This is a genomic window from Paenibacillus sp. R-74696, from assembly GCF_055814915.1.
On record NZ_JBPULM010000017.1, the window covers coordinates 79212 to 93027 of the forward strand.

Consider the following 13816-nt stretch of genomic DNA (forward strand, 5'->3'; position numbering starts at 1 on the left):
TGAAATACATAGTAGCGATAGATGATAGAAAGAAACTTTTGTGCTGGGGACATTGAAATATGAATAACAAAGTATTATTTGGGGTGTTAGGATTTATTTTGGTATTGCTTGTTGTGGCGAATGTAGCTTCGCAATTGAAGGGGGAACATCAACCCGAAGCTGAAAACGGCGTTCTTGATTTAAGTGCATGGGACGGCGTCGGCCAAGAGATCATAAAGCTGAAGGGGGAGTGGGATTTTTATCCGGGGCAGCTATGGCGTGAAACAGCAGAAGCGAACAAGGAATCCTTGCCCTCGCTAGCCCAAATTCCTGGCAACTGGAGTAGCAGGCTCTCGGATATGTACAAGGGTCAAGCCTTTGGCTATGGCACCTATCATCTCCGCATTCAATTTGGCGAGCAGCAGCCGGGTCTTCAAGCTTTTCAGGTTCCGCTCATTCGCAGTGCCCATCGATTGTTTGTCGATGGTGAAGAGATTGGAGCAAGCGGTGTTCCAGCTAAGGATTTAGCCCATTATATTGGGAAAATCAAGCCTTATATTGCCTATGAGCAAATCGGATCAGATCGGATAGATATTTTTGTTCAGGTTGCAAATTTCGACCACGCAACAAGCGGAGGAATCATTCAAGCGATTCAAATGGGACCACCGGATTTAATCGTTCAGGAGCAGCAGAAAATTGCCGCATTCGAATTTGGAACCATTGCTTTTTTTGTCGCCTTTGGCCTATATTTCGTTTTTTTGCATCTACAGGATCGAGGCAGCGGCTGGATTTATTTATCCTTTTTTTTCTTTAGCACAGCGCTATTGAATGCCGTTCAAGGGACGAGATGGCTGCTCACGATCTGGCCGGATATGTCTTACCGAATGTCGGTCAGTATATACTGGTTATGCTCAATCGCTATATTGGTAGGGATGTTCATGTTCATTGCTGTACGGCATAAGCAGCGCATCAGCCCCTTGTTCAAAAGAGGCTTGTTCGTTATGTCCTTCGCAATGGCCGCCTGTATACTCGTTTTGCCAGCAGCTATTTTTACGCGCTTGCTTTCCATATGGCTGGCGATCTCTATTATTGTACATATTTACGTCCTTGTTGTGCTTCTACGGAGCTTGCGCAACGGGGATGAACAAAACCGCTATGAGTTTTGGTCCTTTTGCCTGTTTTCGGCACAGGCCTTGCTCAATACGCTGTTGCTGTTTGGCTTTGGCGAGCTAACGATTTGGTATTTTATTCAAATGCTTGGGTTCAGCATTGCCATCTCGTATTTGTTTTTGCTCCAGTTTTTTCGGGCTTATCGGAAAAGTGAGGCGCTAACCGTGGAGCTTCAGCGGGTGAATCGGTTTAAATCCGAGTTTATGAAGGGTATTTCCGAGCAAATGATAACTCCTTTAAACGCTATGATCGGCGTTGCCGATGCAAGGCTGTCTGCGGATGAGAGCTTGTCCTCGGAGCAAATTCATGATTTACGGCTGCTTACCTCCGTAGGCTGGACGATGAGAAGATTGGTAGACGATATGATGGACTTTGCCCGCTTACGAGAAGGGGGAATTGCGCTTACGGTTCGGCCGCTTCATTTGCCATCCGTTGTAGGTGAAGTTATCGAACGCATCCGTTATTTGATTTTTAGCGATTCGATTCTATTAAATGATGCGATTCCACCGAACTTGCCGCCGATTATGGCGGATGAACAGCGCCTGCAGCAAATATTAACCGGACTGATACAGGCTGCATTGAAGATGACCGTTGAAGGTGCAATTACAACGAAGGCAAATGTGCGTCAAAATCGAATGGAGCTAGAAATCATTATGCAGGGAGCAGAGATAACAGCTGATACGGCCGTGACTCTCGTACAAATGCTGCATCTGGAGGATGAAGCGAATAAACCGCTGCCCTACGATGAGCATCTGGGTTTGTTCCTTGTTCATGCACTGATTAAGCTCCATCAAGGGGAAATCAGCGTTTCCGAAAGCTCACCTCATGAGGTTGCCATCCGCGTGCTGCTTCCGCTTGCTATAGAGATGCCGGCAGTAGAGAGTATCCAGAGCCTTACGGATAGCTTTAAGAATCTCAGCGCTAGCAGTACTGACTCTGCCGTTCTGTCCCTGCAAGCCAAAGGGCTGGAAAAGCAGCGATACAGAAGTAATAAGTTGTATAGGAATCAGGAGACAGAAATAGCGGAAATTTTGGTTATAAGCGATGATCCCATGAACATCAATGTTCTGGTTAAGCTGCTTGCCATGGATCGCTATCAGGCAACCGTTATCAAAAAAGGGAGTGAAGCGCTTGAGCGGCTTCACCGTATGAGGAATGCGGACCTCGTCATTGTAGAGCGTACTCTGCAGGATATGTCTGGTCTTGACGTTTGCCGGAATATCCGGGAGCATTTTACCAGCTTTGAGCTTCCGATTCTTCTCATGACGCCCGCTGGCTACTCCGATTATGCGATCGCAGCTAGCCAGGCGGGAGCGAATGATTTTCTTGTGAAGCCTGTCGAGTGGTCAGAGCTTCGGGTACGGATTTTAACGCTGGTTCAATTGAAGCGTTCGGTCGGAGCACGTATACAGATGGAGCTGGCCTTTTTACAGGCGCAAATCAAGCCTCATTTTTTATTTAATACGTTAAATTCGATTGCTGCTTTAAGTAAAAAACAGCCGGAGAAGATGACGGATTTATTGACGGAATTTGGGCATTATTTGCGGGAAAGCTTTCGGTTCGATAATTCAGAGCCGCTGGTTCCGTTCGAGCGGGAGCTGAAGCTGGTGAAATCATATCTGCACATTGAGAAGGTCCGTTTCGCCGACTGGCTGACGTATGATATTCAAGTGAGGACAGAAATGTCTTTCCGGATTCCCCCCTTGACGATTCAACCATTGGTTGAAAATGCAGTGCGACATGGCATTATGCGCAGAGCGGATGGTGGGCATATTGACATTCATGTCTGGCAGGAGGAGGGGGATATCCACATTATCGTCAGGGACAATGGCGTCGGCATGTCTGCGTCTTTGCCGGCTCATGCTGAGGGAGAACATGCCGCTGGAGGTATTGGCCTTGCCAATATAGATCGCAGAATGAGACAATTATTTGGTCACGGATTAACGATTTCCAGCCTCCTTGGACAAGGAACGGAAATTGTTGTCCGATTGCCGATTGAGAAGGTAGGTATACATGAAAGTCATATTGGTTGATGATGAGCCGCTCGCATTGAGCCATTTGGCCGAGGAGCTTGCGTGCTTCACGGGGCTTGAAATTGTCGGCTCCTATCGCAATCCGAAGCTCGCGCTGGACCATATAGCTAAGCTGGAGCCGGATGCTGTGTTTCTGGACATTGAAATGCCGGAGATGAGCGGTATCGCGCTGGCAGAGAGGATATTGCAGCAGCGCCCTCATACGCAAATTGTATTTGTAACGGTATATGATGAGTATGCAGTCAAGGCATTTGAGCTTAACGCTGTGGACTATCTATTGAAGCCCATTCAGCTAAAGCGTCTGGCCCAGACAACGGAACGTTTGCTGCAAAGCGTCAGCAATCAGCCTCCGCCGATTCCACGTCAGGACTGGACCCGGGTTCAATGCTTCCGGTCTCTGCAGTTTGAAAGGGCAAACCGAAGCTCAGTAACGCTGCGGTGGAAGACGTTAAAAGCACAGGAGCTGTTCAGCCTGCTTCTGCATTTGCGCGGAAAGCCTATCCGCAAACAGACGCTGGTCGATCAGCTATGGTCAGATATCGATTGGAAAAAAGGAATCACGCAATTATATACGGCGATCTATCAAATTCGCAAATTGCTTCAGGATGAACGGTTGAACATTCGCATTGAAAACGTTGATGAAGGCTATAGACTGGATTTGAACGGCATTCCGCTAGATATTGAAGAATGGGAATGTCAAATGGATACGGCTCCGCCCTTGACCAGTGAATCGCTGGAGCAGCATAAGCTGCTGTCCGCTCAGTACAGAGGGGACTATCTCGCGGAATATGCTTATTTATGGGCAGAGACCGAGAAGCAGCGGCTCCGGATGAAGTGGCTGTCCCATGCCAAGCAAATTGCGGCTTATCTTATTGATAACCATAATCTCTCGGCGGCCGCTGCCCATTATCTGGAAATGCAAAGTGTGCTGCCAACGGAGGAAAGTCTTTATTTTGAGCTGATGCGCATTTATGATGGTTTGGAGGATCGGCGTTCGGTCGAAGCCCAGTATGAGCTATTGCGAAATATGCTGCTTCAGGAGCTGGATATGGAGCCTCACGTCTCCATTCGGTTGTGGTTTGAGCAATGGAGAGGCATATAAACGGATTCTAATTGAATCATATCATTGCTAACCCCCCCTTTTTTTTACAAAGTGGGGGTTTTCTTTTACCATCTTTCAAAAATGTTTCAACCTATTGTCGTATAGTTAAGGTATAGACTTAATACCTTTGGTGCGGGATGGGAGAAACAGATGTTGAGAGAACTGAGAGACATTAAAGATATTAATTACGCATTATCTGCGTTAGAACAATCCTCAATCGTTTCGATAACGGACGTACAAGGAATCATTCATTATGCCAACGACTATTTCTGCACGATTTCACAATATACGAAAGATGAAATAATGGGCTCTACCCATCAGCTTTTGAATGCCGGCTTTCATTCGCAGACGTTTTTCAAAGAACTGTGGGAGACAGTCAGCAGCGGGCAGGTATGGAAAGGCGAAATGAAAAACCGTGCCAAGGATGGCAGTGAATATTGGGTCAATCTGACCATTCTGCCGTTCACTGATAATGAAGGCAATGTTTATAAATATATGGCAATTGGCAGCGACATCACGACACGCAAGCATAATGAACTGAAATTAATGCAAAACATGGAAAGCCTGCGAGATATCGAAAATGCGCTGGACGAATCCTCAATTGTTGCTATAACGGACAATAAGGGAGTCATTACGTATGTAAACGAGAAGTTTTGTGTCATTTCCAAGTATGATCGGGAGGAATTAATCGGAAAAACGCATCGGGTTATTAATTCAGGCTATCATCCGAAAGCTTTTTTCAAGGTGATGTGGGAGACGATTAAACAAGGCCATGTATGGAAAGGCGAGGTCAAAAACCGTGCCAAGGATGGCAGCGAATATTGGATGAATACGACGATTGTGCCTTTTCTCGGTGAAGACGGCTCTCCTCATCAGTTCATTTCCATTCGTACCGATATAACGGATCGGGTAAAGGCAGAAACCGCACTTGCTGAGCGCACCGAGCAGCTTGCCAAAGCCCATGACGAAGCCATTGAAGCAAGCTTGATTAAAAGCCAGTTTTTGGCCAATATGAGCCATGAGCTTCGTACGCCGCTGAACGCCATCATAGGCTATAGCGAGATGCTTCAGGAGGAAGCGGAGGAGCTTGGCGAGTCTGTATTCGTCGATGATCTGGCCAAAATCAGCAAGGCCGGCAACCATCTGCTCGCGCTGATTAACGATATTTTGGATATTTCGAAAATCGAAGCCGGTAAAATGGATTTATATCCGGAGACATGCAGTCTGCCGAGCTTGATGCAGGATGTTATAACGACGATACGCCCACTTGCTATCGGAAAGGGCAATAAGCTGCAAACGATTTGCGAGGAAAGCGGCGACATTACTGCTGACATTACGAAGCTGCGGCAAATTCTCTTTAATTTGCTCAGCAATGCCAACAAGTTTACGGAAGCAGGGTCTATTACCTTTGAGGTTCGCAGCGAAATGCGTAATCGCCGCCAAGGCTACAGCTTCCGTGTTCAGGATACGGGCATTGGCATGACTCCGGATCAACTTGATATGCTGTTTCAGCCCTTCACTCAAGCTGATGCCTCTACAACTCGCAAATATGGGGGCACGGGGCTGGGACTGGCGATCAGCCAGCGCTTTAGTCAAATTATGGGCGGAGATATCCAGGTGGAGAGCAGCTTCGGAGTAGGGACGACATTTACTTGCTGGCTGCCAAGTACGACAGAGGATGTTCTCGTCCATACACCTCAGCCTATAGCTGATTTGCCTCAGCAGCCGCTAGATGGAAATGGACAAACAAGCATTTTGCTTATTGATGATGAAGTGTTTAATCGGGAGCTGATGGAGCGTTATCTTGCCAAAACAGGGTGGGCGCTGGCATTCGCAGATAATGGTGCAGAGGGACTGAGGCTGGCCAAAAAATTGCGGCCAAAAGTCATATGCCTGGATATCCTCATGCCGAATATGGATGGGTGGAGCGTGCTAACCGCACTAAAAAATGATGCCGAACTGGCCGATATACCAGTGGTAATCTGGTCGATGACGAGCGATAGGCAGCAGGGCTATACGCTCGGCGTATCCGAGTATTTAACCAAGCCGGTGGAACGGGAACGGATGATCCGGGTAATGGACAAATATATAAAGCAAAGCGCCGATCATCAAATTCTCGTCATAGAAGACGATGCAACGACAAGCGAGCTGATGACTAAGCTTTTAGAGCGAGAAGGCTATGTCGTTGCGCAAGCCCGCAACGGAAGACTCGCGCTGGAGCATATGGCGAAGGAAATGCCGTCGCTTATTTTACTCGATCTCATGATGCCGGAAATGGATGGCTTTCAGTTTATTTCTGAGCTGCGCAAGCATGAGGAGTATGGCGAGATTCCGGTTGTCGTAGTGACAGCTAAAACCATCACGCAGGAAGAACGACAGAAGTTAAACGGCTATGCCAAAAATATTGTTCAAAAAGAAACGCTCGAATACCATACGCTGCTTGCGGAAATTCGCCGGTTGATGGCTGTTGCCAAAGAAAGCAAAACGGAGCCGACGCTGCAATCAACGAAGGAGTCAATCTGAAAAATGATTTTTTTAGGAGGAATAGCAATTGAATGAGGTTGTACCATTCGTTTCCCAAAGCACGCAGGTGCTGGAGGGAAGCGCAGTATTATCTGCATTAGAAAAATCACTGGCGATGATCGAATTTAATATGCAAGGTGAGGTGCTGTGGGCAAATGATCAGTTTGCCCAAGCGATGGGTTATGCGGCCCATGAATTGCCAGGGAAAAATCACCGGCAGTTTTGTAAACCAGATTTTGTGAATAGTGCCGAATACAAGCGTTTCTGGGACAATTTGCGACAAGGGACTGCCTTTCAAGAAAAAATTGTTCGGGTAGCAAAGGATGGCTCAAGCATTTGGCTTGAAGCGACTTATATGCCAGTTTGCAATGAAAATGGCGAATCAGTAGCCGTTGTAAAGGTAGCGACGGATATATCAGCGCGTGAGAAGGCCGTGTTTAAAATAACCGACGAATTGCGGCAGATGGCAGCAGATTTGCTGGAACGAACGGAGCAGGGCATAAATCGCAGTGAGCAAGTGGCTTCCGTTATCGAGCAAGTCGTAAGTGATAATGCCACTCAAATCGACTTTCTGCAAGCGCTTGAGCAGCAAACGCAAGCTGTAAGGGGAATTGTCCAGACGATTCGGGATTTTGCCTCGCAGACGAATTTGCTTGCCTTGAATGCAGCCATTGAAGCAGCGCATGCTGGGGAGCATGGCCGCGGGTTTAATATTGTGGCGATGGAAGTCAAAAAGCTCGCCCAGCATGTTCAAGCGGCTACCAGCGAAATTCAAAGTTCGCTTGAGGGCATTTCCAAGCAGGTTGATAGGGTTAGCGATAGCTCAAAAAGCTCTAGAGAAGCAATTATAAGCAGCAAGCATGAAATTATTCAGGCTGTGGGTGATTTTGCAGGGATAAGTGAAGCAGCAGGAAAGCTGGATGAACAGGCTAAAGTATTGAATCAGATGGTGTAGTGGGGGAGGTCATTATGCAATGAACACCGTTCTTCTAATTGAAGATAATGAGATGAATCGCGATATGCTTTCCCGGCGTCTGGAGCGTAAAGGCTACCTGATCATTACTGCTGAAAACGGCAGACAAGGGGTGGAGCTCGCTCAAGAAAGGCTTCCGGATTTAATATTGATGGATTTGAGCTTGCCTGTGCTGGATGGTTGGGAGGCAACCCGTCTGCTCAAAAGCTCCTCGCTGACAAAGCATATTCCGGTTATCGCTTTAACTGCCCATGCGATGACGAATGATGAAGAAAAGGCCTATCAAGCGGGATGCGACGATTTTGATACGAAACCGATTGTATTGGTGCGATTGCTTGACAAAATGAGGGCGGCCTTGCAGAAATAAGAAATAAAGAGCGTAAGTTTGTTTTTTTGCGCATAAAGAACGGAGAATAACGATGGAGGATATTTCACTCGCCAAAATATTGATCATTGACGACCAGGAGCTCAACATTACGCTTTTAGAACGGATTCTAGTTCGCTCAGGGTTTACTCAAATATACAGCATTATGGACCCTCTCCAGGTTCAGCATAAGCTGCTGGAATTTGATCCGGACATCGTTCTGCTGGACATGCATATGCCGGGTATGGATGGGCTGCAGGTATTAACACTCATACGTGAGCAGCTTTCGCCGGATTGCTACCTACCTGTTCTTATGCTTACAGCAGATGTTACTCATGAGGTCAAGAGGCGGTGCTTGGAAGCCGGGGTAAATGATTTTTTGACAAAGCCGTATGACCGGACGGAGGTCATTCTGCGCATTAATAATTTGCTCAAAACCCGCCAGCTTCATAATCAAATTCAGCAGCATAAAAACACGCTGGAAATGAGAGTGCTGGAGCGGACCGAGGAGCTGCAAAAGGCCAAGCTGGAAATTTTGCTGCTGCTTGGGCGCGCGGCGGAATATCGGGATGATATGACGGGAAGGCATACGCTGCGGGTCGGCAGACTGGCCGAGCTTATTGCCGGGCGATTGGGACTTTCGGAAGAGGACGCTGATCGCATCCGCAAAGCGGCGCCCCTGCATGATATCGGAAAAATCGGCATTCCCGATGAGATTTTGCTGAAGCCTGGGCGCTTTGAGCCCCATGAATTTGAGCAGATGAAGACACATACGATTATTGGCGCCAGCATTTTGGAGGGAAGCACGTTTTCCCTATTGAAGCTGGCGGGCATTATAGCGAAAGCGCATCACGAAAAATGGGATGGTACCGGCTATCCACTTGGGCTGAGCGGGGAAGCGATACCGTTGGAGGCGCGAATTGTTGCGCTTGCTGATTTTTATGATGCGCTCACGCATGAACGTCCCTACAAGAGAGCATGGACCTCTGAGGAGACGATAGAAGAGGTGGAAAAGCAAAGCGGAAAGCATTTTGACCCGCAAATTGCTGCTGTTTTGATTCAATTGTTCCATGAAGGCGCCTTGTCAACACTGGAAGAAGAGGTTTATTTATAGATTGGCCGCAAATAGAGGAGAGAGTGGGTTCATGGGGCTTTTTAGAAAGCCTTAATGAACAAGCTCAATAAACCGGCTAGCTGTGCTCGACAGCGGCAGATTCCTCATTTTCATAATGCCCACATGGGATGGCGGCAGCTGCACGTCTAATTGGATTTCGAAGAGCGAGCCTTCCTCCAGTTCCTTCGATACAAATTCCCTCGTGACATACGAAATGCCGAGTCCTCTCCGGGCAAATTCGATCAGCAGATCGACGCTTCCGACCTCGATTTCAGGCTTCAATATATAACCGTAGCTTTGAAAAAGCTCCGTAATCGCCATTCGCGCCCGGCTATTGCGGGAAAAAAGAATGACGGGATGCTGGAGCAGCTGATCCAGCGTCAAAATTTCATTTTTCAGCTCCGCATAACGCTCGCCTGCAACGAAACAATCCTTTAATTGAATGCTTTCACGCACCTCAAGCTGGGAATCGACAATCGGCATACGAACGACACCGAGGTCAATTTTGCCTTCCTTCAGGAAAGAAATAACCTCCGGCGTCGTGCCATGATTGAGATGCAATCTAATTTCGGGATACATATAATGAAAGTTTTCCAAATACGGCAGCAAATAATGCTTGAACAGCGAATCGCTGCCGCCAATCCGCAGTTCTCCGCTCTCCAAATTTTTCAGCGCAGCCATTTTCTCCTCCGCCAGTGTGATCAATATTTGCGACTGCTCGATGTAGGAATACAAAATCGTACCTTCCTGCGTCAGCGCAACCCCTTTGGAATTTCGATAAAACAAAGTGATGCCGAAGCTGTTCTCCAGCTGCTTAATGGCGTGGCTGACGCTCGGTTGAGTGAGGTACAGAGCATTAGCAGCTTTGGTCAAGCTTCCCGTTTTAGCGGCCCAATAAAAAACCTTGTACAATTCATAATTATTGATCATAGATGTGGTCTATACCTCCTCTTAAATATATTAATTACTTGTATGGCTCTTAAACGTATTATAGTGTAACTAAGAAAAAGAAACCATAGCTAACGAATTGGAAGGAGAACGGAAGATGGAGCCAACCACTTTTGTGTTGTTTGGAGCGACAGGGGATTTAGCAAAAAGAAAAATCTACCCCGCTTTGTATAATTTGTTCATCGAGCAGAAACTGCCGCAAGCATTCTCCTTGATTGGCCTTGGACGAAGAGAGCTGACGCATGAAATCTTTCAGGCGAATGTCGAGCAATCTCTCCGTGATTTTTCCAGACGGGAAATAAAGGACGAGGCGAGCGTGAAGGCTTTTTTACAAGCATTCCGTTACCAAGTTCTAAACATAGACCATAAGGAAGATTACCTGCAGCTGCTTCAAATGATTGAACAGCGGGAACAAGCTTTGAATCTTGCCCCGAATCGCTTGTTTTATTTATCGGTTGGGCCGGAGTTTTTCGAAACGATCGCTTCCAACATTCAGGCAAGCGGGCTTGGCTCGGCGCAGGGCTGGAAACGTCTCGTCATTGAGAAGCCTTTCGGCCATGATTTGCAATCTGCCCGCGATCTGAATGAAAGCCTTAGCCGGTCATTCGAGGAGAAGGAAGTTTTCCGGATTGATCATTACCTCGGCAAGCCAATGGTGCAAAGACTCGAAGCTTTGCAGCAGACGAATCCGGTTATTCAGGCGCTGTGGAATAATCATTATATTGCCAACGTGCAAATTACAGCGAATGAAACGGTGGGCGTAGAGGAAAGAGCCGGTTATTATGATCATGTCGGCGCACTTAGAGACATGTTCCAGAACCATTTGCTGCAATTGCTTATGATGACAGCTATCCAGCTGCCGCAGAAGAGCGATGCTGAAAAGGTTCGATTCAAGAAGAAACAGGTGATGGAAGCTCTTGAGCCGCTGCAAAAGCAAGACGTTGGCCTGAGCATCATTCGCGGACAATACAGCGCTGGCAGCATTCAAGACAAGCCGGTTGTCGGCTATAAGTCGGAGCCGGGAATTGCTGAAACGTCGATGAACGACACATTTATTGCTGCTAAATTGCAAATTGACGATTACTTTTGGCGGGGCGTTCCTTTCTATATTCGTACCGGCAAAAGAATGAAAGAAAAATCGACGCGAATCGTCATTGAATTTAAAGAGCCGCTCAAACAAGCGCCTTCCGAAAACGAAGAGGGTGTGGCGCCTAATCTGCTCGTCATTGAAATGAGCCCTAATGAAAGCATTACGCTTCAGCTCAATTCAAAGGATTCGCAGCAAAATGGCGAGTTCAAGCCGATTCAAATCGATTTTCACCCGAACCAGGAGGAGCTTCCTGAAGCTTATGAAAATTTGATTCACGACGCGTTGAACGGCAATCCTACGTTTTTTGCGCATTGGGATGAAGTTGAAATGTCATGGGCCTGGGTTCAGCCGATTTTGGAAGCATTTGAAGAAAATCAGGTTCCGCTTCATCATTATGCTGCTGGCACATACGGGCCTGCGGAATCCGATGCCTTGCTAGCGCAGGACGGCTACCACTGGTGGTTCGATTCCAAGCTGGAACAACAAACTAAAGCACAGAAGGGACAACAATATGCCTATCACACAAACCATTGATCAGTTAGCGATTGACACGATTCGTACTTTATCCATTGATGCAATTAACAGCGCCAATTCCGGTCATCCGGGTCTTCCTATGGGGGCAGCTCCAATGGCGTACACGTTATGGTCCAAATTTTTGAGCCACAATCCCGGTCATGCCAAATGGTTCAACCGCGATCGTTTCGTGCTTTCGGCGGGTCACGGCTCGGCGCTGCTTTACAGCCTGCTGCACTTATCCGGCTATGAAGTGTCGCTTGAAGATTTGAAGCAATTCCGCAAGCTGAACAGCAAGACGCCAGGCCATCCTGAGTTTGGACATACGGATGGTGTAGATGCGACTACTGGCCCTCTAGGCCAAGGGATTGCGATGGCAGTCGGAATGGCGATGGCAGAAGCACATCTAGCTGCGAAATTCAATCAAGACGGTTTCCCAATCATTGACCATTATACGTATTCGCTTGTAGGCGACGGCTGCTTGATGGAAGGGATTTCCTACGAGGCGATGTCCATGGCTGGCCATATGAAGCTGGACAAATTGATCGTATTGTATGATTCGAACGATATTTCCCTCGACGGAGAATTAAATCTTTCTTTTGGGGAGAATATTCAAAAAAGAGCGGAATCTGCGAATTGGCAATATCTCCGCGTAGAAGACGGCAATGACATTTCTACCATTGCTGAGGCGATTGCGGCTGCCAAGAACAACGATTCGCAGCCAACACTTATTGAAATCCGGACGATTATCGGTTACGGAAGCAAAGTAGCGGGCACGAATAAAGCGCATGGCAATCCGCTTGGCAAAGAAGAAGCCGTTGCAACGAAAGCCGCTTATGGCTGGCAGTATGAAGAAGAGTTCACTGTTCCGGCTGAAGTCAAAGCTCATTACGAGCAGCTGAAGCTTGAGGGTGCGGCTAAAGAAGCGGAATGGAATAAGCAGCTTGCTTCCTACACAGCGCAATATCCGGCACAGGGCAAGGAGCTGGCTCAAGTCATCGAAGGAACGGTCACGATTGATGCGGCTGACATTTTAACCTTTGATACCTCCAAAACGATTTCAACTCGCGTAGCGAGCGGTGAAGCGATCAATCATTATGTGAAGACCGTTCCTTCGATCTTCGGAGGCAGTGCAGATCTATCGCATTCCACGATGACGGACATTAAAGGCGAAGAGACATTCGCGGTTAAATCGTATGCAGGACGCAATATTTATTTCGGCGTTCGCGAGCATGCTATGGGCGCTGCAGGCAATGGCATGGCGCTGCATGGCGGCGTAAAACCATTCGTGAGCACCTTCTTCGTATTCAGCGATTATTTGCGCCCGTCGATTCGACTAGCTGCCTTGCAGAAGCTGCCAGTTACGTATGTATTCACGCACGATTCCATTGCTGTCGGAGAAGATGGTCCTACACATGAGCCGGTCGAGCATTTGGCGGCGCTTCGCACTATTCCAGGGCTTACGGTCATTCGCCCAACGGATGCGAATGAAACAGCAAGTGCATGGGCCTATGCTTTGCAGCAAAATGACGGTCCGGTTGCCCTTGTGTTGAGCAGACAAAATCTGCCGATCTATGAAGCAACGAAAGCGAACGTTGCAGAGGTAGCTAAAGGCGCTTATGTCCTGACAGAAACAAGCGAGAAGCCAGACGTTATTTTGATCGCTACAGGTTCAGAGGTATCGCTTGCCGTTAGTGCTAAAACCGAGCTGGAGAAGGAAAACCTATCCGTTCGCGTCGTGGCTATGCCGAGCAGAGAACTGTTTGAGCGCCAGCCAGCAGCTTACAAGCAAAGCGTTCTCCCTGATTCCGTGTCGAATCGCATCGCCATTGAAGCGGGCATTTCGCTTGGCTGGGAGCGTTATGCTGGACCAAGCGGCAAAGTGTTGTCCATTGATACGTTTGGCGCATCAGGCCCTGGCAACCAGGTAATGGATTACTTTGGCTTCTCAACTGAGAATGTTGTGAGTCTGGCAAAAGAATTAGTGAAATAATTGAAATGCTTGGC

At 47.7% G+C, this 13816-nt stretch carries 9 protein-coding genes; 8 read left to right on the forward strand and 1 reads right to left on the reverse strand.

Annotation, left to right across the window (positions count from 1 at the left end; translation table 11 throughout):
• Window positions 1-59: 59 nt before the first annotated feature.
• The 6 genes from ACSR9A_RS03050 (at window position 60) to ACSR9A_RS03075 (ending at window position 9258) form a co-directional block, all read left to right on the forward strand.
• Window positions 60-3182 carry a hybrid sensor histidine kinase/response regulator gene (locus ACSR9A_RS03050; RefSeq protein ID WP_473755531.1) on the forward strand — a complete coding sequence of 1041 codons (3123 nt, stop codon included), beginning with the start codon at window positions 60-62 and terminating at the stop codon, window positions 3180-3182.
• Window positions 3163-4284 (forward strand): response regulator, encoded by a 1122-nt coding sequence (locus ACSR9A_RS03055; protein ID WP_473755532.1) that lies wholly within the window; start codon window positions 3163-3165, stop codon window positions 4282-4284. The genes ACSR9A_RS03050 and ACSR9A_RS03055 overlap by 20 nt, the downstream gene beginning before the upstream one ends.
• Before the next feature lie 150 nt (window positions 4285-4434).
• Window positions 4435-6807 (forward strand): hybrid sensor histidine kinase/response regulator, encoded by a 2373-nt coding sequence (locus ACSR9A_RS03060; RefSeq protein WP_473755533.1) that lies wholly within the window; start codon window positions 4435-4437, stop codon window positions 6805-6807.
• A gap of 28 nt (window positions 6808-6835) precedes the next feature.
• On the forward strand, window positions 6836-7762 hold the full coding sequence (locus ACSR9A_RS03065; protein WP_473755534.1) for a methyl-accepting chemotaxis protein: 927 nt from the start codon (window positions 6836-6838) through the stop codon (window positions 7760-7762).
• Window positions 7763-7781: 19 nt separating this feature from the next.
• Entirely contained in the window at window positions 7782-8147 is a 366-nt protein-coding gene (locus tag ACSR9A_RS03070; RefSeq protein ID WP_473755535.1) for a response regulator, read from the forward strand.
• Between the two features lie 52 nt (window positions 8148-8199).
• Complete coding sequence (locus ACSR9A_RS03075; protein WP_473755536.1) at window positions 8200-9258, forward strand: HD-GYP domain-containing protein; 1059 nt, start codon at window positions 8200-8202, stop codon at window positions 9256-9258.
• 51 nt (window positions 9259-9309) lie between these two features.
• On the opposite strand, the gene ACSR9A_RS03080 is transcribed toward ACSR9A_RS03075, so the two are convergent.
• On the reverse strand, window positions 9310-10188 hold the full coding sequence (locus tag ACSR9A_RS03080; RefSeq protein ID WP_473755537.1) for a LysR family transcriptional regulator: 879 nt from the start codon (window positions 10186-10188) through the stop codon (window positions 9310-9312).
• A 115-nt stretch (window positions 10189-10303) separates the two neighbouring features.
• Here ACSR9A_RS03080 and zwf point away from each other — a divergent pair, with 115 nt between their 5' ends.
• Both zwf and tkt read left to right on the forward strand, forming a co-directional pair.
• Entirely contained in the window at window positions 10304-11830 is a 1527-nt protein-coding gene (zwf, locus tag ACSR9A_RS03085; RefSeq protein ID WP_473755538.1) for a glucose-6-phosphate dehydrogenase, read from the forward strand.
• The gene (gene tkt / locus ACSR9A_RS03090; RefSeq protein ID WP_473755867.1) at window positions 11814-13802 is read left to right on the forward strand and encodes a transketolase; all 1989 of its coding nucleotides are present in this window, start codon (window positions 11814-11816) and stop codon (window positions 13800-13802) included. Before zwf ends, tkt begins: the two co-directional genes overlap by 17 nt.
• Window positions 13803-13816: the final 14 nt, after the last annotated feature.